The following is a 25,186-nucleotide window of genomic DNA, read 5'->3' on the forward strand; positions in this document are numbered from 1 at the left end:
ATTCGTCTCCTCCTTCCCAGACAGGGGAGGGTCTGCACCCTTGCACACCCGCCTCTGCCCACGATGGCCAAGAGCTAGCGATCTTCTACTCCTTTCTGCCTGCTATTGTACCTCTCTCAACAAGCGAGCTGTCACTCAGGAAGGCGCCGTCCGCTCTGACGATGCCAGCCAGCGGACAGGATAAACAGTCAGGCTAGCAAGCTGAATAGGAGAAAAACAGCAAGGGAGGAAAGCAGCAAACGTTCGAGACGTTTACCCACTAACAGGCTCCAATAGCGCAGATACAACCACTGCCAGACCGGGCCGGCGCTGCTTCCCGCCAGCCTGGCAAGTGGAGGCAAGCAAGGAGCAGATGGAGGGGAAGGCTGCCTGCGGTGGGCCGAAAATGGCAGACAGGCTAGCAAGCAGGCCGCCACCTGGCTGTCACAACGTCTGAACGAAGCTAGCAATAATCGTCTGCACTTCGTCTAGCCGCCCCTGGAAGAAGTGGTCCGCTTCCTCGACCGCAATCATCGTCTTGGGAGCCGGTAACTGCTCGAACCAGCGCGCGGTCAGAGCATAAGGCGCCACTTCGTCCCGAGTCCCGTGGATGATCAGCTTGGGCTTGGTGCAGCCCTGCAGGGTATCGCCCTCGAAGCTGCGCGCGGGCACGCCCAGGCCGATGAGCGCCCGCACCCTGCCATCGGCAGCCCCCACCCGCAGGCCCACATAGGCGCCAAAGGAGAAACCAGCAAGAATGACCGGGAGGCCCGGATAGCGATGGCTGAGGAAGTCCAGCGCATAGCGCACATCATCCATTTCCCCCCTCCCCTCATCATAGCTACCCGAACTTCTCCCTACCCCCCGAAAGTTGAAGCGCAGCGCCGGGATCTGCAAAGCCTGAAGGATCTGGGCCACCTTGAAGACAACTTTGTTGTCCATCGTCCCCCCATAGAGCGGATGCGGATGACAGACCAGGGAGACGTAGTGCGGTTTGACGCCTGTTTCCTCGGGCTTCAGAATGCCCTCAAGGCGGCCCAGCGGTGACGGTATGTCAACATGTAAGATCTGTGCGATAACATCCCCCGCCTTTCTAGTCTGAAAATAAAGAGCTACCCATAGCAAGAGTCGTCACTCTCATAGTATAGCACGAATCTTTTGTCCGCTACAGATATGCTACTTTATGCACTGTGCAGATTGATAGTGCCGGTGCCGACATCGAGGCGCAAGAGCGCTGTTGGCGTTGGCCCACTCCCTGGTACTAGAGGCCCATAGTAGGTAGCTGAGCCAGCATTAGTACTGACCTGGATGGGGAAGGCGCTGACGATCTTGCCGCTGTTCACGTAGGCATCCACCACTACAGCGATGGAAGCTGGCAGAGTAACATCGAGTTGGCCAACCTCACTGTGAATCTGAAAGAGCGGCCTCCCGTTGCCCACAGGACGAGTATCGAGCGACCCGTTGAAGGTTACCTGGCCATTGACTGTGCGCAGGCTGCTGCCATTGGTCAAGATCGCCCTGTCAACGGTGATATTGCCCGCCTCATTCTCGACCACCAGCATGCCATTGAGGCCCTGGATGTGGACATCGCCCACAGCCAGCTCGACATTCAGCTCGAAAGGGGTAGCTCCCTGATTGACCTGAGTCGGCAGTTTGAAGCGCAAATTGACGGTGTCGTTGGGGCCATTCAAGCCCTCACTCTGCGGCAACGTTGTCGTGACCTGCAAGCTGGTTAGTCCCGGCTGTATCTGAACGCTGATGCGCTTGAACTCTTCATCGGCCTCGGCCTGTCCCCCCGCTTTCACCTGTTTGATGATCGTCAGCTCCGGGGCAGACAGGCTAGAATCGACAGCGATGTCCACGCTGCCGATCTGGCTGCTAACCTTGAGCTGCTGCAAATTGTTAATAGGGATGGTCTGCTGATTCGTCTGAGTATAGGTGTTGAGAGTTGGCCCCAGAATCGGCAAAGGGCTGCTGCCGGTGACGCTGCGCAGAGCCGCAAAGACGGCCACGGCGATCCCGAGCAGTAGCAGAAAGATAGCCGCGCTGCATCCGCCGAGAAACCAGAGCCAGGGGTGGCCACGGCGCTTGCGCCGTCGCAGGTAGGCTGTCTGGTGCCCGCCTCGATAGCTCGAAGGCTCCTCCTCCTCGGCAAACAGGAGACTCTCCCGTCCTCCTCTCATGGCAACCTCTTCCACTACCTCCTCTTCAGCGTCCTGTCCTTGCGACTGAGATGCCCTTCTGCGCCTCAGCCGCTCCTCCGCTGGCTGCCAGTACGTGGCCTTGTAGTCGCTGGCCTGAGCGCGGCGCTGCGCTCGACGGCCTGGAGGTAACCCTTCTTCATAGCCAGGCCAGCTATCCTCTTCTGGCTCCTCAGACCAGCGAGGCCCCTTGCTCTCTCTGCTCATAGCTGCTCCCCTTCTCTTGGGTCCGGCGCCGGGATGGCTTCGCTCTCGCTCGCGGTCCGTCCTGGCCGAACCACGTCAGTTGTCGCTTGGGAAGACTCCTGCCTCCCTTGTGAAGTACGCTTGAAGAAGGCCACAGGTTGGCTCTCTCGAAAGGCTAAAGCTGGCAGCACAGCCAGCAGACAGAGTACACCAGCTACCAGGAAGATCGTGGTGTAGACGGTGTGGGCAGAGGCGACCAGATAGGCTGTATAGGCGTCCAGGTAGGCAGAGCTGAAGGGAGTGACTCCAGGCGGGGGGACAAAAGCAGCAGCCAGCGCACGAAAATAGCCCAGGCCCCAGGAAGTGAGCGCCGCCAGGCCGAGAATCATCCCTACCATGCGCAGCATCGTGACGAGAGCCGCCGCCAGGCCACCCCGTTGCTCGCGCGCCGCATCCAGCGCAATCACCCCAATGGGGGCAATGACCAGGCCAAAGCCCCAGCCTCCCAGCATGGTGCTCAGCGTGATCTGATTCCAGTCCACGCGCAGCGGCCACCAATGCATCAACCAGAACGCCGCCGCGGCGCACAGGAGCCCGGCAATGGCCACAGGCCGGCTTCCCAGACGCTCGCAGAGCCAGCCACCGACCAGCGCCCCGACAGGGATCATCGCCGTCAGCCGCAGCAAGGCAAGACCACTGGAGATGGCCGTCTCGCCAAGCACAGTGGCCACGAAGATCGGGATGTCTACCATCGCAATGATCAGAGCTGCCCCCACGAGCAGACTGACCACAGCCGCCGCCACAAAGGAAAGGCGGCGAAAGAGCCGCAGGTCGAGCACGGGCACACCTCGACCAGGAAGCTTCAGCCTGGACCAGCGCCCTCTCCTCGCAGGACTGACCTGGCCTTCTTCAGCCGACTCCACTGGCTGTAAGCGCAGCTCCACCAACACGAACAGGATGAGCAGCAGCAGTGCCAACCCGATCAAGAGAGGATTGCCGTGGGCACCAGCGGTCTCGGCCACGCTGCGAGCCTGGAGGCCGCCGGGTTGTCCCCCTGTTAAGAGAGCAGCCTCCTGGGCCAGGCCAAGGCTCAGGCAGAGGAGGACAGCGCCAAGCAGAGCAGCACCAAGCAGGTCAATCCCTGGCCGCCTCTCTTGCCCTTGCCCTTGCCTTTGCCCTGCCCCTGGCACCCGCAGCCAGAAAGCCAGCGGCACGATGAGGACAGCCACCAGAGGCAGGTTGAGCAGAAAGATCGCGCTCCACCCGAACGTCTGCGTAATCCAGGCTCCGTAGAGGGGGCCGAGCACGCCCCCAGCCTCGGTGACCATCCCAATCAGCCCGAGAGCTGGACCTAACCCGCGTGCGCCATAGTAGTCGCCGGCAATGGCCATAGCGATCGGGACGATGGCGCCGCCGCCCGCGGCCTGGAGCACGCGCGCCCCCACTAACCAGACCAGGCCGGGCGATTGCGTGTCAATGCCGAGTATCTGCAAGAAACTCAAATCATTCAGCGATCCTAGCCAGGGAGCCAGCCCACAAATCAACGAGGCACAGGCAAAGACAGCCAGGCACAACAGCAGCAGACGCCGCCTCCCATAACGATCAGCTAGCTGCCCCAATAGCGGCATCGCAATCACATATCCCAGCAAGTAGCCGCTGATAATCCAGGAGGCGCGGTCGAGCTGCAAGATTGGTATTTGTAGATCAGTGATGATCTGGGGAAGCGCCGTGACGACCACTGTCTGATCGAGAGCCGTCAGGAAGACAGCCGCGCAGACAAAGACCAGGGCCAGCAGGGGTAACTGCCCAGGCATCTCACGCTGACGGCGCCCGGCACTTGCAAGAGAGCGCACCCATTCACCTCCAGTAACCAGGAGGCACCAGCAGCCCTCAGCCCCCAGGGGCCGTTAGATAGCTGGCGCACTAATCGTAATCGCTTCGTTGAACTTGGAGAGCTTCAACGTGCGCACCGTCTGGTTGGTGTCGCCATCGGCAGCAACGCCAGTCAGGCGCAGCTGATAGAGCAGGTGATCGCTCTTGCCGATCCAGACCACGGCGTCCAGTTGCGAACCAGCTCGCGTCTGGTCGCCCAGCAAGCCGCGCAGATAGCTGGCATCGAGCTTGCCGGAGATTTGCCAGCAAGCCACCCCGCCGACGCTGCTCTCGCTGGGTGTAGACGGATTGCGGATCTGCCCCAAAAGGGCGGAGATGCCGGTGCGCGAGTCAGAGAGCACACGGGGATCAGGCAGTCCATTGATGGTTTGCCAGCGCCCCGTAACCGGGTCGGTAATGTACTGCTGCCCACCCACCACAATGATCTTGACCTGTACCAGCGAGCCAAGTACAAGCGCGCCGGCATTGGCCTGCAAGCGATCAGGTACGACCAGATCGCCATCAGCACTCTGAATGACCAGGGTAGCGCTGCTGCCAGCGTGTTCGACTTGGAGATTGAAATGGTAGGAGTGAACCTTTTGCATGGCTGCCTGGGATGCGGCGAGCACTTGCCGCGCATCGGGGGCCGAGCTGCCGCCGCAGGCCACTAACAAGAGCAGGGCCGCCAGCGCCACCGCTCCAACCACCGCCGACAACCATCCTCGTTGGCCTGGCCTGGCCCTCCCTGCTCGCCCGCCACAGGGCAGGCTGCTGGTCGCCTTCATACCGTTCGACACCTGTCTCTTCTGATGGTGCATGCTCCGCCTCGTCCTATGTTTCTGCTAAGGATTGTACCAGCTATGACGACTGAAGGTAAGGTGGCGATTCTCCTGCTTTCCCCGGACCTTCCGCCTGCCCCCAGTCTGCCATTACCGCCGCTCTTGCTGGTCAGCCTGCCGCATGGGAAGAGCAGCCCTTTTCAAGGAGAGCAGCGCAAGCTATAATTACCATGCAACGACAGGCAATACATTAGCAGGCACGAAGGAGCAACTGATGGCTGAGCAGCCGCGTTTCCGTGTTCGCTTCTGGGGCGTGCGCGGCAGCTACCCGGTACCAGGAACACAGACGCTGCGCTACGGCGGCAATACCGCCTGCGTCGAAGTGAACGCCAGCGGGCGCACGCTGGTGCTGGATGCCGGCAGCGGCATTATCGCCCTGGGCGATTCACTGCTGCGGCGCAGCCACGGTAACGCGCTCCATATCGCGCTGTTGATCACCCACGCTCACGGTGACCACCTGCAAGGATTGCCTTTCTTTGCTCCTCTCTATGAACCAACGGTCAGCATCGACTTCTTTGGTCCCCGCCTTGCTGGACGCGATCTCGAAGGGCTGGTTGCACCCATCATGTCGCCACCCTACTTCCCTGTCGATATTCGTCAGCTACCATCGCAGCGGGCCTTCTACACCCTGGAAGATAACATGTGGATCATTTGGAAAGCCGGTTGCAAGCAGCCGCTCTTGCTGCAAGAAAACCAGGCCGCACGGGAACCGCCGCCCCCGCCGGAGGAGGTCCGCGTCCATGCCCGGTTTACGACCCTTCACCCACAAAATGGCTCGCTGCTTTACGCCATCGAACACGCCGGACGGCGCGTGATCTACGCCACCGATTTGGAGTGGGGAGAGGAGTACCAGAGCGAGATGCTGGCCTTCCTGGAACGGGCCGATCTTCTCATCCACGATGCTCAGTATACTCCCGAAGATTATCGCCATTCGCGACGCGGCTTTGGCCATAGTACCTATGAGATGGCGGCCACGGTGGCCCAACTGGCCGGGGTACGCGAGCTGATTCTCTTCCACCATGAGCCAACCTACGATGATCACAAGCTGGAGCGCATCGAGTTCGCTACCCGCCAGCGGTTCAGTCGGGCGCGCCTGGCCCGCGAAGCGATGGAGATCGACCTGCTGGTCAGTCCATAAACGCATCTGTCAGTTTGCCACCTGAAGGAGGTTGAGCGCCTGAAGCAGAGGCACCAGGCCACCAAGGCCTCAGCTCATCGGCAGCTCTCCCTGGCCAGAAGCGCCTGGAGTCACACGCCAGCCTCTACGGGGCCTGCACAGAGATCCGATATCGACAACGAGGAGAGCGATGGAGACGAAAATCAATGTGGTTTTGGCGTTGATGATCGTCGTTTCATTTCTGATCGCCATCGTGCTGCACGAGTTCGCTCATGCCCAAATGGCGATCTGGCTCGGCGATCCAACGCCCCGGGTCGAAGGACGCTATACACTGCGCCTGCGCCGCCATCTCGATCCCCTTGGGACGCTGCTGTGTCTGATTCTCGCCTTTATGCCCATTACCTTTGGGCCCGTTGGCCTGGGCTGGGGTCAGCCGGTGAAGACCGATCCCTGGAAGCTGCGCGGCGGACGTACCAGCGGTCCCTTGTTGGTTACTCTGGCCGGCCCGCTTGCTAATCTCCTGGTGGGCCTGATCTTTGCCTTGCTCGCTCGCCTCATCTATCCGCTGCTCTCGGAGAACCTGGTACTCTTACGCATACCGCAATTCCTGATGGTCTTCGGCTGCACCAATCTGGCTTTGACCATTCTAAATATTCTGCCGGTCTATCCGCTCGATGGCTACCAGATTGTCTATATCCTGCTGCCGACTCGTCAGGCCCTGCAATTTGCACGCTCTGGCCCCTGGGGTCCCCTGATCATCCTGGCGCTTTTCTTTATTGTCCCCTTTATTGCCGAGATCGCCCAGATGCCTGGCTTCCCCCTGGCCCATATTCCTGACTATATTCGCACTGGGGCTTTTTTCCTGGCTGGCCTGGTAACCAACCTGAGCATTACAAATGTCGCTGCAATCTACAGCTTCTGAGCAGGTGGGTGGTGAGGCACCAATGGAGGGAGAACAGCGCCAGGCGAGCTTAAGACTCAGGCCACAGCGGTCGAGCGGTCTCTTGCGCTTTGGACGCCTTGGCTATCGCCTCAAGCAGGTCTGGGCTCAGCTTGGTCCCAGCCGTCCCCTGAGCAGCGCCGAGCGGACCGAGGTGGCCGCTCTCTTACCTCCTGCCGCACTGGCTCTTTTCGAGAGCATGTCGCTCGCTGACCAGGCTCACTGTCTGCGCGTCTATCACGGCTTGCTGGCGGGCGGCTGCCGCGACCAGGAGCTGCTGATCGCCGCGCTCCTGCACGACGTCGGCAAGGGGAATGGGCGCGTGCCCTTCTGGACCCGGCCCGTGATCGTGCTTGGCAAACGCTTTGCACCTCGCTTGCTGGCGCGCCTGGCGCTCTATCCACAGCCAGAGCGGCCCCGCTGGCAGCAGGCGCTCGGTTACGCCTGGTGGCACGCTGAAGTTGGCGCTGCTCTGGCAGCTCAGGCCGGCCTCTCCGAGCGCACAGTACTCTATATCCGTACCCACCACGAGCCAGATGGGCCTGCCGCCGAGCTGCACCGCGTTGATGAGCGATCGTAGTCTGGGCGGGGAGAAGATGGATGGATGGATAGATAGATAGGTCGCAGAGTGGGCGGGAGCGATTGACCCGTCCCCCATCTCCCTCTATACTGACCTTGCTGGCCCAGGCCCATCCATCAGGACCAGCACAGTGCAGCCATTTACTTCCATTCCGCCAGAGCAGTCCTGGCGCCGTCCAGGACTGGAAGTGAGCAACCAGCGATAGGCCACCCACCACGGACGAGGTTTGCCGGCATGACACAGGACAACGAGCGCAACAGACAGGCTCAGACAGCGGCTCCTTTCTCCACTCCTCCGGCTGACACAGCGCCCAGGTCGCGCCGTGCCCAGGCCTCCAGCCAACAGGAGCAGCCGGAGCCGGAGCAGGGAGCATCAGAGACAAGGGGAGACCAAGAGCGGCCCTCTCAGTTTCCTCTTCAGGGCGCCTCAGAACTTTGGGGGCTGCCCCACACTGGCTACATCGTGCGTCTGCCGGTTTTCGAGGGACCTCTGGAGCTTCTGCTCTACCTGATCGAGAAACGCCAGATGGAGATCACCACGATCTCTCTGGTGGCCGTGACGGATCAATACCTGGCCTATCTGCGCCGCTGGCGCGAGGAGGAGCTGCCCATCGCCAATATGGCCGCCTTCGTCGCCATTGCCGCTCGTCTGCTGTTCATCAAATCGCAAAGCCTCTTGCCGCGCAATCCACGTCAAGAGACCTCGGAGGAGGCGCGCCAGGCCGAGGAAATGGCTGCCGAGCTGGAGCGCCATTTGAAGGAATACAAGATCGCTAAAGAGATAGCCTCAGTCCTGCGCCAGCGAGCGGAAGCGGGCCTCCAGACGTACGGGCGCTCCAGCCTGCTGGCCGGCATTGAGGCCCAACTGGCCTGGACCCCGCCAACACTCGTCGGCCTGGAGGTTGAGGCTCTCGCCCGCAGCTTTCGCCGCTTGCTGGAGACTCGTAGCCGCGCCGAGCCAGAGGCCAACGGGGGCCTGGTCCTTCCCCAGGCGCGCGTGCGCGTGAGTGAACGCATTGCCGTCATTACCGCTCGTCTCCGCCAGGCCCCACGCCTCTGGCTGAGTGACCTGCTAGAGCCAGGCGCTTCGCGCCTGGTGATCGTGGTGACTTTTCTCGCCATGCTCGACCTGTGGAAACACGAGCGCATCAGCGTCCGCCAGGAAACCCTTTTTGGGCCGATCCTGCTTGAACGCGGATCGCGCTGGCAGGAGAGCGAGACAGAGCAGGAGGAGTCGGCCCAGATGCTGACAGAGAGCGACTAGCCGCCCTTCTTGCCCCTCTCAGACTCGCTCCCTCTCGGTCCCTGACGCCCAGGCAACGCGAGGATCGGTTGCTAGTTCGTTTGGGCACAACTTGACAAGAGCTGGCTCAAAATTTATACTAAAACAATAGTAAATCCCCTGAATAAAGCGCTTGCAGCAGAGCAGGTGCAGCAAAGCAACCGAGAGAGAACCTCTGGCGGGGTGCGGCGCCAAGCTGCGCCCTGTGCCATTCTAGATAGACTCAAGACCCAAGCACGAGGGGAGTGTTGTTATGACGGACGAACCCAGGGAAACTACCGAGAGGCCGCAGCCTGAGCAAACGCGCCAAAGTCAGGAACCGGCATCGGCGGCTGAGACGCCTCAAAAGGAACAGCCGGCAGCTACCGCCGACGCAGCAGCTGCGCCAGCCGAGTCTGCCGAGACGCCAGCTGCCGCGGCTGAGGGGCAGCCCGCCCCTACGCTAGAGGAGCGCATCGCTCAACTGGAGGCCCAGCAGGCTGACCTGGCGGCCCAGCTCGCCCAGGCTCGCCAGGAAGCCCGCGAGAACTGGGACAAGTTTGTCCGCGAGCGCGCTGATCTGGAAAACTTCCGCAAGCGGCGTGAGCGCGAGATTGCCGATCGTGTCCTGCAGCAGAAGAAGGCCCTCTTGAATAAGCTGCTGGAGGTAATGGATAATCTGGATCGCGCGCTGGTGTATCAGGACAGTCTGGATCGCCAGGGCCTGCAGCAAACTTTGCGCCTGGTGGCCTGGCAGATGAACGAGCTGATTCGCAGTGAGGGCCTGACCCCAGTGCCAACGGTGGGCGAGCAGTTCAATCCCTATATCCATGAGGCCGTCGAGGCCGTCGAGGATAGCGAGAAGCCAGAGGGCCTCGTTGTAGAGGAGGTCCGCAAGGGCTATAAGTTGAGCGATGAGACGCTGCGCCCCGCCCGCGTTAAGGTGACGGTGGCCGCTAGCAAGAAGGAACAACGCGAACAGCAAGGGGAAGCCTGAGTCGCGACCACCAGGGGAAGGCTCATTTCAGGCAAGAGACTTCCAGTCACTCCAGCTGAACCAGACGAGTCATCAATGCGCTCGCGGGGCAGGCAACAGGCAGGAGCGAGAGCATCCCGGTCCGGTGGCGAGCTGCAGCAGCTTACAGCGCTCCTTTCTGGTCAAGCCCCCAAACAACAGCGCGGCCTTTCCCTGCACTCCGGTTCCGACTGACAGGCCGGGCACTACCAGAGATTGCCGCAGGCCAGGGGCAACGTGGTAGGGTTCTGCGACGATGATAGACCCGTAGTGGCTCCGCAAGCAAGCACGCTGGCAGCAGCTGGCAAGCCAGCCATCCAGCTATCAGAGCTAGACAGCTCTCAACGTCCAAAGGGGCGGGCAGATGGAATACAAAGACTATTATAAGATCCTCGGCGTTGCTCGCGGGGCCAGCGCCGATGAGATTAAAAAGGCCTTTCGCAAGCTGGCCCGCAAATATCACCCTGATGTCAACCCAGGCGACCGCTTCGCCGAGGAGAAGTTTAAGGAGATTAATGAGGCGTACGAGGTGCTCTCTGACCCGGAGAAGCGACGCAAGTACGATGCGCTCGGCCCCAATTGGCAGGATCAGTTTGCCGGTTTCTCGGGCTTCCGGCGCTCCTACCCCTATGGCAATGGGCGCTCCTCAACCATCGATTTCGACACGAACAGTGGCTTCTCCGATTTCTTCGAGGCGCTTTTCGGGCGCGGCGCTCGCACGCCGCGCCAGGAGTTCCGGCGGCGGACTGGGGACAATATTGAGCAGCCGGTTGAGGTGACGCTGCGCGAAGCCTATACCGGCGGCACGCGCACTTTCAACATTCAGTCGACCGAGATTTGCCCGGTCTGCCAGGGTATTGGCGAGGTGCATGGACGAGCCTGCGCAACCTGCGGCGCTCAGGGCACGGTCGTACGTAGTAAAAAAATCCAGGTCAAGATCCCTCCCGGCGTTGACAATGGCTCGCGCATCCGCGTCGCCGGTGAAGGCCAGCCCGGCAGCGGAGGCGGGCCCCGCGGCGATCTTTACTTGATCATCAGCGTGAAGCCTGACCCAGTCTATGAACGCCGCGGCGACGATCTCTATCTGGATATCGATGTCGATCTCTATAAGGCCCTGCTGGGCGGGGAGACACTCGTTCCTCTCCCCGATGGGCGCAAGTTGATGCTGACCATTCCGCCGGAAACGCAGAATGGGCGGCTCTTCCGCCTGGCGGGTAAAGGCATGCCCCGCCTGCGGAACGAGGGCCAGGGCAATCTCTATGCGCGGGTGCGTGTCGTGCTACCAATGCACCTTAGCGATGAGGAGCGCCAGCTCTTTGAACAGCTGGCCCGTACCCGCAACGTCGAGGTTCGCTCGGCCACCTGATCAGTCGGGCGCGCCCTGCCTGACTCGCCTCGCTCGATCGCCTCAACCTATCAACTAGCCGTCAGCCAGTAAGCCAGTGGCCCTGCTGGTTGCCCACTTCCAGCCCGGCCTGACCTGGCTCGGCTCGCTCGGCCTGGCGCGTCCAGGGCACGATCTACCCACCCGCCCGGTCCGATCGCCGGTCTCAGAGGCTGTCGATGATCTGATGAGCGTTGTGATCGACCAGCTGCTGTGATCGCCCATTGGCCCGCGCGATCACCTGTCTTCACGAACCGATTTGACTGACGTGATCATGCGTTCATGTAGCATGGCAGGCCGGGCAGCGACCAGGCACGGCCTGAGCATTAGGAAGGAAGGAGGGAGGTACCGTGTCGGAGCGTGATGATGGTGCCTGGTATATCATTAGCGTCGCCGCGGAGAAGGCCCAGGTGCATGAGCAAACCCTACGCCACTATGAGCGCCTCGGGCTGATCTCTCCTGCCCGGAAAGGCAATAGCCCCCATAGTCCACGCCTCTACTCTGATAAGGATATCGAGCGCGTGATCCACATCCGCCGGCTCATGCGCGATCTGGGGGTGAACCTGGCCGGTGTGGAGGCGATTCTCCATATGAAGGATCGTATGGAGCAAATGCAGCAGGAGATGGAGCAGGAGATCGCCCGTCTGCGCGAGCAGCACGAGGCCGAGACGCGCCGCCTCAAGGAGATTATCCAGCGTCTACAGCAGGGGCTGTCTTCGCCTTCGTCGCCCTCGTCGCCTTCGACTTCCTCGTGAGGCGAGGCAGGCGTCCTTGCTAGAGCCGCCCTCTTGCACCAGGCCGGCGGGGGCTTCTCTGGGTGTAACAGGCATCGCCTGTCTGTCTGCCTGCCTCGCTGTGAGACTGCTGCGCCTCCGTTGTTCGCGGAGCGTCTCCCACGGCCTTCTCGTGCTCCTCCTTCCTGTCAGGCAGTGGGTGGCGTCGGCTGGGTCGGCTTCTTCATGAAGAGGCCCGCCAGGCGCTCCGCGTAATCCCCGACAACTGGCAACTTAAGGTAGGAACCACGGTAGGCCATCACCATCAGGAAGAGCCAGGAGAGTCCCCCAACTACCAGGATCACACCGCTGGCGCAGCTGACAGGAAGAGCAAGAATGATGGTGCCCAGTAGAGGAATCAGCCCGATCGCCCTCACCAGGGCAAAGAGAAGGGTGAGTCCCCCAAACCAGAGAATCGATTGCGCGGCGTGAAAACGCACAAAGCGATTCTTGCGCTCCACCAGAAAGAAGATGATGCCAGTGAAAAACCAGAACAGGTAGCTCAAGAGCGCCTCGCTCTTGGCATCCATCTTCAGTGAGGTGGGATCAAAGACGCTGCCAGCCCGCGTGACGCTAGACGGCGGCTGATAAGTGTAATACTGTTGTTGCTGTTGTTGTTGCTGTTGCTGACCGTAAGGACTGTAGCTATAGGGCGGGCTGCCTGGGCCAGGCTGGTACCTGCCATATCCCCCATAGCCAGGTCCCGGCTGCTGTGCTTGTGATGATTCTGGCCCCTGCGCCGGCTGCTGGTTCGGATTCCAACTCATAGGCAATCACTACTCCTGCTCTCTGGGCCTGCTCTGCATTTCTGGGAAGCGAGCTAGCGCCTTCCCAGAGAGAAAAACGGCAGCTCCGCGCCCCTCAGCGGGAAGGCACCACCCTCAATGGCGAGAGAGGACACCTCGCCTTAACCAGGCTGAGTAAGGTTACTTTGCCTCACCTCAGTCAAGTCCGTCCGCCGCCAGCTCAGAGTCCTCCGCCTGCCATCTTCCATATTACGTGGGACTCCAGAGAAGGGTTGTACTCTTTGGGCGAAGGCTGGCTTCAAAAGCGAGGGCCAGCCGGGCCACTGTAGCGCTCGGCATAGTCTCCAATGACAGGCAAGCGTATATGGCGTCCTACGAAGGTGAGGACGATCAAAGCAACCCAGCCAACAGTAGCCAGCAGCTGGATCAAGGCATCGAGAAAACCGGCAACGGCCCCAATCACAGGGATGAATTCTACAATACGTAGCGCGATCAGCACCAGCGTGACGAGTCCAAAGAAGATCAGCGACTGCATGGCATGGAAGCGCACAAAGCGATTGCGCTTTTCCGTCACGAAGACGATCAGCCCGCTCAGCCAGAAGAAGAGGTAGCCCAGGGCTGCCGCTACACTCGCGGGCAAACCAGAGGAGGTCGGCGCACTCGCCTCGGCGGCGATGGCGGCGTCCTCGGCAGACGAGTAACCCAGTCTTCCCCAGCGGCCAGGCTGGTACTGCTGCTGTTGCTGCTGACTATATTGACTGTATTGACTGTAGCCACCACTATAGGGCTGACCATACTGATAGCCCTGATAAGACTGCTGAGGGTCTTCATAAGGTGGCGGTGTCGGTTCTTGCGGATTCGGATTCCAGCTCATCCTTTTGCACTCACTCTGTGATAATGACAATGCCTCTGTTTATTACTCCCCTTATGATATTACGCACAGGGAACGGCCAGAGTTGTAGGAGACCAGGAGACCTGGAGAGGGTGGGTCAGCGGAGCAGAAGAGGGCTGCTGCTGGCTGGAGCGCAGTCCAGCAAGCGGACAGTGACAGGCCAGCGGCATTGGTTGGGAAGGAAGAGAGAAGCTGCAGGAATACAATGCGGAGAAGGAGAGTGCTGCTGCAGCGCTCTCCTTCTCTCTAAGGGCCTATCAGGATCTTTCTCTGAGCAGGGGATCTAGAAACCGGTGCCAGTGGGCGGCGGGCTCGCGTAGCGCTCGGCGTAGTCACCGACAACCGGCAGTTTAAAGTACTTGCCCTGGAAGGCCATGATCATGAGCACGATCCAGGAAACGAAACCAAGCAGGCCGATGAGTCCTTGGAAGCAGAAGGCCAGCAGCCCCAGGAAGGGGACTATCCACACGATTCTCAGAGCTATCTCCACGACAGTCAAGGCGCCGAACCAGATGATCGATTGCATGGCGTGGAAGCGCACAAAGCGATTCTGCTTCTCGACAAGGAAGAAAATCAGCCCAGTGACCCAACCCACCAGATAGCTGAGGCCGGCGGCCAGATTGGCCTCCATTCCCATTGAGGTGGGACCAAGAGCGCTTGCCGCACCGCTCATTCCATAGGGCTGCTGACCATACTGGGCCTGCCCATAGCTGGCACCAGAGGGAGGGCTACCGTACGGATTATTCGGAGGGGAGCCATAAGCACCGCCGGGCTGCGAGGAATAGCCTCCATACTGACCACTACCCGGCTGATTGGGCTCCTGCCCAGGCGTGGGATTCCAGCTCATTATTAATGCCCCTCTTTCTTCTCTCCTAAGAGAGAACTGTAATGCCAGGAAACTCTGCGCGATCGCCACTGGAGCAAGTGCACAATCACAGGATCACTGCGCGCCCGGACCGTCCTGTCCGAAGCAGCACTCAGCAGTCTTTTGCTCTATGTGATCCCTCTACCTGCCCATGAGCCGTTTGCTCCTCTGCCTGCCCCCCTTGTGCTCTGCCCAGGTCATGGGCCTTTGCTGCTCTCGCCATCTCGATCAAAAGCGAGACTGGCGACATGGCACTCCAAGGAAACAGGCAGATCGGCGTACGACTCAGCATGGCTACCAGCGTATGAGCGTGCACAGGAACATGATAGGCTGCCTTCCTTCTTTGCACAGACAACTCAGCGCTGCTCAGAGATTTCCCTTCTTAAGAGTAAACGCCCCAGCTGGGGATTCGTAGAGGATCAATTTGATCCTTGATCAGAACTGGAGGCAGAGAAGGAGACAGCGCTCAGACTTCCCCTTCAGACGTTTCATCCAGAGCACGGGCGCCGAGCTGCGCTTGTGGCGCGTCGGCGGCATGATCCTCCTGCACGGGAAGAATCAGCGACGGTGGCTCCTGGGGTTCTTCTCCCTGACGAACCTGTTCTTCAACCCGCCGGTTCTCAATAGCAGCGTGACGCGAGCGCGGGCGCCCACGCGAAGCCGGCAAACGTTCATCGGCATGTAAAGGACGCGGCTGAGGCTCGGCCAGCGTCTGACTGTCGCTGTTGGCCTCACTCTCCCCGGGGGAAGACTCAGCCAGAGCCGCAGTGATCACCTGGTCCATCGTCTCCACCAGAGTAAAACGCATCTGCTGCCGGATACGAGCAGGGATCTCCATCAGGTCCTTTTTATTCTCCACAGGCACCACAATATGGCGCAGGCCGGCCTGGTGGGCAGCGAGGATCTTCTCTTTCAGGCCACCGACGCCGAGGACCCGTCCCCGGAGCGTAATTTCGCCGGTCATGGCCACATCGCCGCGTACCGGGCGGCGAGTCAGGGCCGAAATCAGCGCTGTAGCGATCGTGATCCCGGCAGATGGGCCATCTTTGGGAATGGCGTTCTCCGGCAGATGGATATGCAAATCCGTGACATCCTGGAAATTGGGATCGATGTTCAGCTCTGTGGCTCGCGAGCGGATGTACGAGAGAGCCGCAATAGCCGACTCGCGCATCACATCGCCGAGCTGGCCCGTAATCAGCAGGTCGCCCTTGCCGGCCATTGTTACCACCTCCACGGGCAAGAGAATGCCCCCATTCTCAGTCACGGCCAGACCCATCGCCGCGCCAACCTGCATGCGCATACTCAGCGACGGTGTCGAATAGCGGGGCATACCCAGGTAGTGCTCTAGTGAGGCGGTAGTCAGGCGCAGATGAGTGGAGGGGCGAGCAATGATCCGGCGCGCAGCTTTGCGACAGATAGTAGCTAGCTGTCGCTCCAGATTGCGCACACCAGCCTCGCGCGTATAGTCCGTCACGATGCGCTCCATTACCGAGCGCGGGATCTTGAGCTGCTCCGGAGTCAGGCCATGCTCTGCCAGGACCTTCGGTAGCAGGTGGCGCAGGCCGATATTGACCTTCTCCTCCAGCATGTAGCCGGGAACGTCAATAATATCCATGCGATCGGCCAGCGGGCGCGGGATCTGGTACTTGACGTTACCGGTACAGATAAAGAAGACCTCGGAGAGATCGTACGGGACCTCCAGATAATGGTCGACGAACTGTGCATTCTGCTCGGGATCAAGCACCTCCAGTAAGGCCGCCGCCGGATCACCCCGATACTCCGATGAGAGCTTGTCGATCTCATCGAGCAGAAAGACCGGGTTGCGCACCCCTGCGGACTTCATCGACTGGATGATCCGCCCGGGCAGAGCACCAACATAGGTGCGGCGATGTCCACGGATCTCAGCCTCATCATGCACCCCGCCCAGGGCAATGCGCACAAACTTGCGCCCCAGGGCGCGGGCAATCGACTGACCCAGGGAGGTCTTGCCGACACCGGGTGGACCGATAAAGCAGAGAATCTGCCCCTGACTGCCACGCTGGGGCTGACCCTGCTCACTGGCGCGCTGCAGGCGCAACTGGCGCACAGCCAGAAACTCAATGATGCGCTCTTTGATGCTCTCCAGGCCGTAGTGATCTTCATCCAAAATGCGGCGCGTACGCTCCAGATCGAAACTATCCACCGTGCGCTCGTTCCAGGGCAGAGCCAGCATCCAGTCGATATACGAGCGCACCACAGCGATCTCCGCCGACTGCGGCGGCATATGCTCCAAGCGATCGATCTCCTTGCGCACCTTGGCCGCCGCCTCGGGAGGCAGATTCTTCTGGCGCAAGCGCTCGCGCAACTCATCGGCCTCCGAAGGCGTCTCCATGCCCAGCTCTTCTTGAATCGCACGCAACTGCTCGCGCAGATAGAACTCTTTCTGCGAGCGATCCACCTGCGAGCGCACGCGATTGCGAATGACCGACTCCAGCTCCAGAATCTCGATCTCGTTACCGATAAAGACGCAGACCTTCTCCAGGCGCGCCAGGGGATCAAAGGTCTCAAGCAGATCCTGCTGCTGGGTCACATCGCTCACTACATGGGCAGCCAGCATATCGGCCAGACGAGCCGGGGACTTAATGGCCACGATCGAATTGATGTCTTCGACCGAGAAGCGACGATTCAGCTGAGCGTAATGCTCGAAGAGGTTGGTAGCATGACGCACGAGAGCATCGGCCTGGGGACCCTGCGCCTGGGGCTCGGAAGGCACCTCCACGCTCACCCGCATGAACGGCTCCAGATCCTGAAACTCCAACAGACGCACACGGCGCAGACCATTGAGCAGCACCTGCAGGCTCCCATCGGCCTGACGATGCACAGTGACAATTTCGACCAGAGCACCACAGCCATAGAGGTCCGCAGGCTGGGGATCTTCAATCTCCGACGAACGCTGCGCAACCGTGACCAGCATACGGTCAGCCCGTAACAGCGCCTCCTCGACAGCTCGCACCGACTTCTCGCGCGCAATCGCCAGGGACATGCGCGTGCGCGGGAAGACAACCATGTTTTTGAGCGCTACCAGCGGATAGACCTCTATCGTCTCTGGCTCCACCGATGGGCGTTGCTGCTCATTCATGAGTTCCGCCTATCTACTATCTATTATTTCTCTTCTCTATATAGACTATAACAACAGAATAATTGTTGATTTTTTGCGAGAGCTTTCTCACAGAAGAGAAGCAAACGGCTCAGTGATCAGACGAATGAGAGCGAGCCATAGACGGACGGGAATGAACTGGCCAGGGGAGAACCCTGGGAGCACCCCCTCACCGCTTGCCTGCTGTTTCCATCCTGCTCAGCCGCTCCTGGTTGCCCACGTCACGCTCTCGGCTCTGCCGCGGAGCCGGAGCGGAAGAAAGGGCAACGCGGGCAGGCGACCTTTCCGGCGCCCCAGACCCTGGGCGATGGCTTCCCTGCAGTCTTGCCCTGGCTGGCCTGATCCTCTTGCCTGACCGGTCACGGCCTGCCATCAAGCAGGCGCTGAGTCAGAGCAAGAGAAAAACAGATGAGTCTGCGTTATGCAGACTCATCCTCAGAATAGGCCGCAGAGCGTTCGCTGCGCGTTACCAGCAGCGGTTTATGCCGCTGAGCAATAACCTCGCCGTTAATGATTACCTTTTTCACATCGGCGCGCGAAGGGATCTCATACATCACATCAAGGAGCACATCCTCGATGATGCTGCGCAAGCCACGCGCACCAGTCTTACGTTTCAGGGCACACTCTGCGGCGGCTTCAAGCGCGTCAGGAGTAAAGACCAGCTCTACGCGATCGAGCTGGAAGATCTTCTGATACTGCTTGACAATGGCGTTCTTCGGCTCCGTCAGGATGCGGATCAGCGCCTCCTTATCCAGGTTATCGAGGGCCACCACCACGGGGAGGCGCCCGATGAACTCGGGGATCAGCCCGTACTTGAGGAGGTCCTCGGGAATGACCTGCGAGAGCACGGACTCCTGAGCGCGCTGCTCAGACTCGGCCTTCGTTTTCTTGAAGCCGATGGTGCGGCTGCTACCCAGGCGCTGCTCGACGATTTTATCGAGACCTTCGAAGGCGCCGCCGCAGATAAAGAGAATATTTGAGGTATTGATCTGAATAAAGTCTTGATGCGGGTGCTTACGGCCACCCTGGGGGGGCACATTGGCAACCGTGCCCTCGATGATTTTCAGGAGGGCCTGCTGCACACCTTCGCCGGAGACATCGCGCGTGATCGAGGGATTGTCAGACTTGCGGGCAATCTTGTCGATCTCATCGATGTAGACGATGCCGCGTTCGGCCCGCGCTACATCGAAATCGGCGGCCTGGATCAGGCGCAGCAGAATGTTCTCCACATCCTCGCCCACGTAGCCAGCCTCGGTGAGGGCCGTGGCATCGGCGATGCAGAAGGGCACATCGAGGATTTTGGCCAGCGTCTGCGCCAGCAGGGTCTTACCGCAGCCGGTGGGACCGATGAGCAGAATATTGCTCTTCCCCAGCTCCACGTCATCGATCTGCATGCCCACGCTAATACGCTTATAGTGGTTGTAAACCGCCACAGCCAGCGTCTTCTTGGCCCGCTCCTGCCCGATCACATACTGACTCAGTTGCTCATAGATCTTCTTCGGAGTGGGGATCTTCCCGGTCTGAAGACGCGGCTTGCTAAAGGTGGCCTGCTCCTCCTCGATGATCTCCCGGCACAGGTCGATGCATTCGTCGCAGATATAGACCCCTGACGGGCCGGCAATCAGCCGCTGGACCTGATCCTGGCTCTTGCCGCAAAAAGAGCAGCGATAGGTTGTGCGAATATTCTTAGAGTTTGCCACGTCCGTTGTTACCTTTCCCTCAATTACGACGCTTGAGTCTTGGCTGGTGTCTTACTACTGGCCTCCGGAGTCAGCCGGTGCCCCCGCGTCTTCTACTACTATTGTAGCAGGAGAGGAAGACGTTGCCTCGTCAGTCGGCCCTGTCTCCGGCTCCGAGGCGGTGGCCTCTGCCTGAGCTGCGGCGGCCTCACTCTGCTGCGTCTCCTCTGGCCGCTGTGCTTGCTCTTCGCTCTCCCCGCCCTGCTGCTCCTCTTCCTCCGCCGGACGTGTCGCCAGCTCTACCAGGCGCGAAAGCGCTTTCTCGCGCCGCAGTGTGATGATCAGCGCCCGCACCTGGGCCTCGCTGCGCTGCAGCGGCTGCCCCGCCTGGGCATACATGCGAAAAACGCCTTCAACTTCTTCCGGCGTGACCTCGATCCCTTCCTGCCTGGCAACCTCATCCAGGACTAGCTGCTGCTTGACGCGCCTCTCCGCGTCCGGCTCCAGCTCCTTCGTGTATTCCTCCCGACTCTTGCGCATCAGCAGGAGATACTGCTCAAGCGACATCCGCTGTCTCTCTAACATATGGGACAGCTCATGCAGCATGTCCTCGACTTCCTCCTTGACGAGAACCGGATGGAGGACGATTGTGGACTGAGCTACCACAGCCTCCAGCACCTTATCGCGCAGCTCCTGGCGCTTCTGTCGCTCTTTGCGGTCCTGGATGGCATCGCTGATGACCTTGCGCAGGTCTTCCAGGGTCTCGTACTGGCCGACGCGCGCGGCGAAGGCGTCGTCTAATTCGGGCAGGACCTTCTCCTCTGCCTGATGGAGGGTCAGCTCATAATGGGCCTCCTTGCCGGCCAGCTCCTCATTGCCATAGTCGGAGGGGATGGTCAGGGTGAAGCTCTTGCTCTCGCCGCCCTGCATGCCAACGATTTGCTCATCCATGCCGGCGAAGAGGCCGGGCCGATCAGCGGCCAGTTCGAAGGGATTCTCCTTGTAGTCGGAAATGGTGCGTCCCTCGACCGTCAGTTTGAGATCGACCGTGACGCGGTCCCCCATCTGGGCAGGGCGTTCGACCTTCTGCCAGCTCGCATACTGGTTACGCAGCGCCTCCAGTTCCCGCTCGACCTCCTCCGCCGTCACCATGACCTCTTCATTCTCAAAGTGTAGCGAGCGGTAGTCGCCCAGCTCCACGGGCGTCAGGATGGGAACCTTCAGACGGAAGTGATAGGGCTGCCCCATCTCAAACATGGGGGCATCCAGCTCCGGCTGCGCAAGCGGGGTAAGTTGGTGCTCCTTGAGCGCTTCTCGGTAGGCCTCACTGATCAGGTCGTCAAGACCTTCCTGATAAATGTACTCCTTGCCCAACCTGCGCTCGAGCAAGGAGCGGGGGGCCTTGCCCCGACGAAACCCTTGAATATCAACCTGCTGCACCAGCTTACGATAAGCCTTTTCCGAAGCCTTCTCCACCTCTTCCCAGGTGAGATCTACATCTAGAATGGCTTCGCTGCTCGGTAATTTCTCAACTGTGACCTTCACTGTTCCTCCAACACAAGCATCATCATCGTACGTACGCGCCGCCCGCCTGTTTGCTTGCTTCACTGACTGGCTGAGCGGTGTGATCTGATGTGGCAGGACACAGGGCACAACAGAACCAGGTGCGACGGACGAATCTGGTCTTGCTTGATCGACGCAGAGCTATCTCTCTCTGCCGCGTCCCGCCTGCCTCCCTCGGGCTGCTTGTTCGACGCGCTCGCTGCTCAGGCTCAGGCAGGCCGCCATCTCTCCATTCCTTCCTTCCGGCCAGCCTGCCCTTCTTGCCTGGCGCGCCTTCCGCTCGTTTCTTCACCCATCGGGACCGCGAAACAAACGGGAACTGCAGCGGGAAAGAGCACTCAGGGGAGCCAGTTATTGGCTGTTATCTTGCTGAACAGGCAAGCCAGCTATCAACCACCTGGCCTCTGCTGAGAGCGATCCCCCCTCCTCTACCTTCGGACGTGAGATAAAGCTTGCTTGCCTGGTTGCCTGCCCTCGTGCCGCTTGTGTGCTTTGCCTGGCCCTGTCGGTGCCACTGCGCGCAGGCGCTCTGCTCCGCCCCGCTGGCGAATGGAAGGAGTCACCCCCGCTGCAGGTGACCCCGGGACCTTTGCGATGGTGGGCGGTGAGAGACTCGAACTCTCACGGTTTGCACCAACGGATCCTAAGTCCGTCCTGTCTACCAATTTCAGCAACCGCCCATGATGGCCTTGCAGCGTTTCCACGCTGCCAGCCGTTGTGCTTCAGGGGTGCTGCTCCTCGCTCCTACACCCCTGCTGTCTGGTAAGGGGATGAAACGCTCTCACCTGAGTGATGATACATCAGGGGGGCTATCAGTGTCAAGGTGAGCACTCCCTCCGGCCAAAGAGGGGGAGCACTGGCCGCGGGGCACTCCTGGGCGCGGGCCGTTACTCACCGGGACCTTGCTCTCTCGCTGGACATTGCGTGCTATCATAAAGCTAAGGAGACGCCTGCCAGGCTAAGGTGCAGAGGTCAGCTGAAGAGAGCATGGAGCAGCCGCCGCATTCCCCATCTACCTCGTCCTCGATGGACCTGGAACGACCCGATCTCTATATCAATCGCGAGTTGAGTTGGATCGAGTTTAATCGTCGCGTTTTTGAGGAGGCCCAGGATAGTCGCCATCCTCTCTTGGAGCGGGTGAAGTTTTTGTCCATTTTCGATACCAACCTCGATGAGTTCTTGATGATCCGCGTGGCCGGGCTGAAGGATAAGGTGGCCGCCCGCGCCACGACGCCCAGTCCTGACGGCTTGAGCGCTGAGGAGCAGCTGCGCGAGGTGCGTCGACGCCTGGCCCCTCTGGTGCAGGAGGTGCGCCGCTATTGGCGCCAGGAGCTGCTGCCGCGCCTGGCAGAGCAACATATCTATATTCTTGATTATGAGCAGCTCGATGAGGAGCAGCGCGCCGCTCTGGCCGAGTATTTCGAGTATGAGATTTTCCCCGTGCTGACGCCGCTGGCGGTCGATCCCGGTCATCCTTTCCCGCATATCTCGAACCGCAGTCTGAATCTGGCTGTGGTGATCAATGATGCCGTCCACGGTGAGCGTTTTGCACGGGTGAAGGTCCCTCCGCGCCTCCCCCGCTTTATTCAGGTGCCGCTGCCGCTGCATGCCCGGACGGTCTCAGGCGTGCAACCGGTGGCCTTTGTATGGATCGAGCAGGTGATCGCCGCTCATCTGAGTCGTCTCTTCCCAGGCATCGATGTCTGGGAGTCGTATCCCTTCCGCGTCTTGCGCGATGCCGATATCGAGCTGCAGGAGGATGAGGCCTCGGACCTGCTGGAGGATGTGGAGAAGAGCGTCCGTGAGCGCCGCTTTGGGTCGGTGGTCGATCTGGCGGTCAATCCGTCGATGCCGCTACGCATCCGCAGTCTGTTGCTCGATAATCTGGAAATTGAGGCCTCGGATCTGACAGTGATCGATGGCCCGCTTGGCATGGGCGATCTGATGGAGTTGCACGCCCTCAATCGTCCCGATCTGAAAGATCTTCCGTTTACTCCGCGCGTGCCCCGCTTTCTCTCGAAGTACTGCGGCGATCTCTTTGCAGCCATTCGCGAGCAGGATCTGCTGCTGCATCGCCCTTACGATAGCTTCGAGGTGGTGGTAGACTTTATCCGCGCCGCGGCCACCGATCCCCAGGTCTTGGCCATTAAGCAGACGCTCTACCGCGTGGGGACGAATTCGCCTGTGGTACATGCTTTGCTGGAGGCGGTCGAGCATGGGAAACAGGTGGCTACCCTGGTGGAGCTGAAGGCGCGCTTCGATGAGGAGAATAATATTGAGTGGGCACGGGCATTGGAGCGGGCCGGCGTCCATGTGGTCTATGGCTTGATCGGCTTGAAGACCCATGCCAAGGTGGCGCTGGTGGTGCGCCGCGAACCCGATGGGCTGCGCCGCTATGTTCACCTGAGCACGGGGAACTATAACGCTTTGACCGCTCGTACTTATGAGGATTTCTGCTTGCTGACTTGTGATCCGGTGATCGGAGCCGATATCTCGGATCTCTTTAATTCGTTGACTGGCTATTCGCGCTTGAACGCTTATCGGAAGTTGCTGGTGGCCCCAGTCAGTCTGCGCCGCGGCATCCTGGAGCGTATCGAGCGAGAGATTCGTCTGCAGCGCGAGTATGGCTACGGCCTGCTGATCTTTAAGTTGAATGCGCTCGTTGATCCGGAGATCATTTATAAGCTCTATGAGGCGTCTCAGGCCGGGGTGCAGGTGGAGCTGATTGTGCGCGGGATCTGCTGCCTGCAGCCTGGCATCCCGGGGGTGAGTGAGAATATCCGCGTGCGCAGTATCGTGGGCCGCTTCCTGGAGCATAGTCGCATCTTCTACTTCTATAATGGCGGCGCCGAGGAGCTGTTTCTTGGAAGCGCCGATATGATGCAGCGCAATTTGAATAATCGGGTGGAGACGCTGTTTCCAATCGAAGATCCCCGTCTGCGTCAGGCCATTCGTGAGCGGGTACTGGAGGTGCTGCTGGCCGATACGGTCAACGCCCGCGAGTTGCTGCCCGATGGGACCTACGCCCGGATTCGCCCGCAGCCCGGTGAGCCGCCGCTGGATTGCCAGGCCTGGTTTCTGCGCCATCCTCTGTTAGAGGAGGATGATAACGATGAGGCCGGCCCGACCATTAGCGCGCTGCCCTCGGGCGCTTGATTCCTGCTGGCTGTGAAGGTTCCTCCGCCTGACGCCTGCCGTACGCTGAGATGATGACCCCCCAACCCCAGAGGTCAGGGTCCTGCAGCTCATGTTCGGCTTGCTCAAACAGGGCCGCCAGCGCCGACGGACTCACCAGTCCTTGCTGAATGATCAGCGGAGCTGCCAGGCGTACTTCGGCCAGGCATTGTTGTAGAAAAAGGGTGGTAATCGTTCCCGCTGGCCCAGCGCTTCCGACCCCTCTGTCTTGCATGGGATCTGGCCGCCGCCCCAGGTCGGCAATGTGGACATCGTAGGCGACCTCTCGCAGGCCCGCCGCCAGGAGCATGCCGTAGAGGCGGCTGGCGACACCGAAGCTGAGCCCGCTTTCATCCAGGGCATGGCCAAGCCGGTACCAGCAGCGATTGAAAAGCTGGCGCAGTTCGAGAAAGGCGCTGCTGCTACTTTCGCAGAGTTCGATCTCGACCAGGGCAAGCCAACCGTGGGGACGCAGGACACGCTGACATTCGGCGAGAAGCATCGGCCAGGCGTCGGCGGCGATAAAGCGCGCGCAGGCGCGCATGTGCAGGAAGTCAAAGGAGCTTTCGGCTAGAGGAAAGGGACGGGTGAAGTCCACCTGGCGAAATTCTACCTGGCCCAGGCCAGCCCGATTGCGCTGGGCCTGCGCTCGCTGCAGCAGGCGCCGATCAAGATCAATCCCACAGATGAAGAGCCGCGGATAGCGCTGCGCCAGGGCAAAGACCCATTCACCGCTGCCACAACCTACATCAAGGACACGCTCTACACTTTCGATGTCAATACTTTCGGGAAAGAGACGCTCGCCTTGCATTTGCAGAAAATAGCGATGACGAATATTTTCTTCGCGCACTTCTGGAGGAAGGTCGGCAGGGGTTGCACGAGTGGGCGCAGATGCCCTCCTGCGTCGCGTGCTGGCCTGCCGCGTCTGCTGCTCTTGGAGGCCACTTGACTGGCCTTTGTTCGTCAATGACTGGCTCATGACAGC

21 protein-coding genes and 1 tRNA gene are annotated in these 25,186 nt (G+C 60.3%); 10 read left to right on the top strand and 12 right to left on the bottom strand.

The annotated features are described in order from the left end of the window. Positions 1-423: 423 nt before the first annotated feature. Genes N688_RS20320 through N688_RS20335 form a run of 4 tightly spaced genes read right to left on the bottom strand, consistent with a single transcriptional unit; the run spans position 424 to position 5,023 of the window. Entirely contained in the window at positions 424-1,104 is a 681-nt protein-coding gene (locus N688_RS20320) for an alpha/beta hydrolase (protein WP_156025554.1), read from the bottom strand. A gap of 56 nt (positions 1,105-1,160) precedes the next feature. Further along, entirely contained in the window at positions 1,161-2,387 is a 1,227-nt protein-coding gene (locus tag N688_RS20325; RefSeq protein ID WP_052890989.1) for a DUF4097 family beta strand repeat-containing protein, read from the bottom strand. Further along, positions 2,384-4,219 carry an MFS transporter gene (locus N688_RS20330; RefSeq protein WP_052890990.1) on the bottom strand — a complete coding sequence of 612 codons (1,836 nt, stop codon included), beginning with the start codon at positions 4,217-4,219 and terminating at the stop codon, positions 2,384-2,386. The genes N688_RS20325 and N688_RS20330 overlap by 4 nt, the downstream gene beginning before the upstream one ends. A gap of 54 nt (positions 4,220-4,273) precedes the next feature. Next, positions 4,274-5,023, bottom strand: a complete 750-nt coding sequence (locus tag N688_RS20335; protein ID WP_162179599.1) for an LppX_LprAFG lipoprotein — start codon at positions 5,021-5,023, stop codon at positions 4,274-4,276. 75 nt (positions 5,024-5,098) lie between these two features. Between N688_RS20335 and N688_RS23055 the strand changes: the two genes are divergently transcribed. The 9 genes from N688_RS23055 to N688_RS20370 all read left to right on the top strand — a co-directional run bounded on the left by N688_RS23055 (position 5,099) and on the right by N688_RS20370 (position 12,128). Continuing rightward, positions 5,099-5,242, top strand: a complete 144-nt coding sequence (locus N688_RS23055) for a hypothetical protein (RefSeq protein WP_156025558.1) — start codon at positions 5,099-5,101, stop codon at positions 5,240-5,242. 49 nt (positions 5,243-5,291) lie between these two features. Next, positions 5,292-6,215 (top strand): MBL fold metallo-hydrolase, encoded by a 924-nt coding sequence (locus tag N688_RS20340; protein WP_052890992.1) that lies wholly within the window; start codon positions 5,292-5,294, stop codon positions 6,213-6,215. 169 nt (positions 6,216-6,384) lie between these two features. Beyond that, positions 6,385-7,116 carry a site-2 protease family protein gene (locus N688_RS20345; protein ID WP_052890993.1) on the top strand — a complete coding sequence of 244 codons (732 nt, stop codon included), beginning with the start codon at positions 6,385-6,387 and terminating at the stop codon, positions 7,114-7,116. Between the two features lie 22 nt (positions 7,117-7,138). Continuing rightward, positions 7,139-7,714: an HD domain-containing protein gene (locus N688_RS20350; RefSeq protein WP_052890994.1), complete on the top strand. Its 576-nt coding sequence runs from the start codon at positions 7,139-7,141 to the stop codon at positions 7,712-7,714. 234 nt (positions 7,715-7,948) lie between these two features. Further along, on the top strand, positions 7,949-8,977 hold the full coding sequence (locus N688_RS20355) for a segregation and condensation protein A (protein WP_052890995.1): 1,029 nt from the start codon (positions 7,949-7,951) through the stop codon (positions 8,975-8,977). Positions 8,978-9,248: 271 nt separating this feature from the next. Beyond that, complete coding sequence (locus tag N688_RS20360; RefSeq protein ID WP_052890996.1) at positions 9,249-9,971, top strand: nucleotide exchange factor GrpE; 723 nt, start codon at positions 9,249-9,251, stop codon at positions 9,969-9,971. Positions 9,972-10,353: 382 nt separating this feature from the next. Next, on the top strand, positions 10,354-11,355 hold the full coding sequence (locus N688_RS20365; protein WP_052890997.1) for a DnaJ C-terminal domain-containing protein: 1,002 nt from the start codon (positions 10,354-10,356) through the stop codon (positions 11,353-11,355). 76 nt (positions 11,356-11,431) lie between these two features. Next, on the top strand, positions 11,432-11,590 hold the full coding sequence (locus N688_RS23060; RefSeq protein WP_156025561.1) for a hypothetical protein: 159 nt from the start codon (positions 11,432-11,434) through the stop codon (positions 11,588-11,590). A 133-nt stretch (positions 11,591-11,723) separates the two neighbouring features. Next, a complete protein-coding gene (locus tag N688_RS20370) occupies positions 11,724-12,128 on the top strand; it encodes a MerR family transcriptional regulator (protein ID WP_081839071.1) in 405 nt (134 codons plus the stop codon). A 167-nt stretch (positions 12,129-12,295) separates the two neighbouring features. Here the strand turns inward: N688_RS20370 and N688_RS23425 are convergent, their stop codons facing one another. From N688_RS23425 to N688_RS20405, 7 genes are all read right to left on the bottom strand, one after another. Then, complete coding sequence (locus N688_RS23425) at positions 12,296-12,913, bottom strand: DUF4870 domain-containing protein (RefSeq protein ID WP_052890998.1); 618 nt, start codon at positions 12,911-12,913, stop codon at positions 12,296-12,298. 277 nt (positions 12,914-13,190) lie between these two features. Further along, positions 13,191-13,766: a DUF4870 domain-containing protein gene (locus N688_RS20380; protein WP_052890999.1), complete on the bottom strand. Its 576-nt coding sequence runs from the start codon at positions 13,764-13,766 to the stop codon at positions 13,191-13,193. A gap of 301 nt (positions 13,767-14,067) precedes the next feature. After that, positions 14,068-14,631, bottom strand: a complete 564-nt coding sequence (locus tag N688_RS20385; RefSeq protein WP_202901981.1) for a DUF4870 domain-containing protein — start codon at positions 14,629-14,631, stop codon at positions 14,068-14,070. 484 nt (positions 14,632-15,115) lie between these two features. Then, a complete protein-coding gene (gene lon / locus N688_RS20390; protein WP_081839072.1) occupies positions 15,116-17,767 on the bottom strand; it encodes an endopeptidase La in 2,652 nt (883 codons plus the stop codon). A 437-nt stretch (positions 17,768-18,204) separates the two neighbouring features. Continuing rightward, on the bottom strand, positions 18,205-19,485 hold the full coding sequence (gene clpX, locus N688_RS20395; protein ID WP_052891000.1) for an ATP-dependent Clp protease ATP-binding subunit ClpX: 1,281 nt from the start codon (positions 19,483-19,485) through the stop codon (positions 18,205-18,207). 54 nt (positions 19,486-19,539) lie between these two features. Continuing rightward, positions 19,540-21,009 carry a trigger factor gene (gene tig, locus N688_RS20400; protein WP_052891001.1) on the bottom strand — a complete coding sequence of 490 codons (1,470 nt, stop codon included), beginning with the start codon at positions 21,007-21,009 and terminating at the stop codon, positions 19,540-19,542. A gap of 613 nt (positions 21,010-21,622) precedes the next feature. Beyond that, positions 21,623-21,707, bottom strand: a tRNA-Leu gene (locus N688_RS20405). A 307-nt stretch (positions 21,708-22,014) separates the two neighbouring features. Here N688_RS20405 and ppk1 point away from each other — a divergent pair. Continuing rightward, the gene (ppk1, locus tag N688_RS20410) at positions 22,015-24,183 is read left to right on the top strand and encodes a polyphosphate kinase 1 (RefSeq protein WP_052891002.1); all 2,169 of its coding nucleotides are present in this window, start codon (positions 22,015-22,017) and stop codon (positions 24,181-24,183) included. Here the strand turns inward: ppk1 and N688_RS20415 are convergent. Beyond that, entirely contained in the window at positions 24,158-25,180 is a 1,023-nt protein-coding gene (locus N688_RS20415) for a class I SAM-dependent methyltransferase (protein WP_052891003.1), read from the bottom strand. The two genes, ppk1 and N688_RS20415, sit on opposite strands and share 26 nt — an antisense overlap. Positions 25,181-25,186: the final 6 nt, after the last annotated feature.

The sequence above is a fragment of the Thermogemmatispora carboxidivorans genome, from assembly GCF_000702505.1.
GTDB lineage: Bacteria > Chloroflexota > Ktedonobacteria > Ktedonobacterales > Ktedonobacteraceae > Thermogemmatispora > Thermogemmatispora carboxidivorans.

Coding starts and splice junctions, on each gene's coding strand:
- N688_RS20325 (WP_052890989.1), bottom strand. CDS start 2,387: ATGAGCAGAGAGAGCAAGGGGCCTCGCTGGTCTGAGGAGCCAGAAGAG.
- N688_RS20335 (WP_162179599.1), bottom strand. CDS start 5,023: ATGAAGGCGACCAGCAGCCTGCCCTGTGGCGGGCGAGCAGGGAGGGCC.
- N688_RS23055 (WP_156025558.1), top strand. CDS start 5,099: ATGACGACTGAAGGTAAGGTGGCGATTCTCCTGCTTTCCCCGGACCTT.
- N688_RS20340 (WP_052890992.1), top strand. CDS start 5,292: ATGGCTGAGCAGCCGCGTTTCCGTGTTCGCTTCTGGGGCGTGCGCGGC.
- N688_RS20345 (WP_052890993.1), top strand. CDS start 6,385: ATGGAGACGAAAATCAATGTGGTTTTGGCGTTGATGATCGTCGTTTCA.
- N688_RS20350 (WP_052890994.1), top strand. CDS start 7,139: ATGGAGGGAGAACAGCGCCAGGCGAGCTTAAGACTCAGGCCACAGCGG.
- N688_RS20355 (WP_052890995.1), top strand. CDS start 7,949: ATGACACAGGACAACGAGCGCAACAGACAGGCTCAGACAGCGGCTCCT.
- N688_RS20360 (WP_052890996.1), top strand. CDS start 9,249: ATGACGGACGAACCCAGGGAAACTACCGAGAGGCCGCAGCCTGAGCAA.
- N688_RS20365 (WP_052890997.1), top strand. CDS start 10,354: ATGGAATACAAAGACTATTATAAGATCCTCGGCGTTGCTCGCGGGGCC.
- N688_RS23425 (WP_052890998.1), bottom strand. CDS start 12,913: ATGAGTTGGAATCCGAACCAGCAGCCGGCGCAGGGGCCAGAATCATCA.
- N688_RS20380 (WP_052890999.1), bottom strand. CDS start 13,766: ATGAGCTGGAATCCGAATCCGCAAGAACCGACACCGCCACCTTATGAA.
- N688_RS20385 (WP_202901981.1), bottom strand. CDS start 14,631: ATGAGCTGGAATCCCACGCCTGGGCAGGAGCCCAATCAGCCGGGTAGT.
- lon (WP_081839072.1), bottom strand. CDS start 17,767: ATGAATGAGCAGCAACGCCCATCGGTGGAGCCAGAGACGATAGAGGTC.
- ppk1 (WP_052891002.1), top strand. CDS start 22,015: ATGGAGCAGCCGCCGCATTCCCCATCTACCTCGTCCTCGATGGACCTG.
- N688_RS20415 (WP_052891003.1), bottom strand. CDS start 25,180: ATGAGCCAGTCATTGACGAACAAAGGCCAGTCAAGTGGCCTCCAAGAG.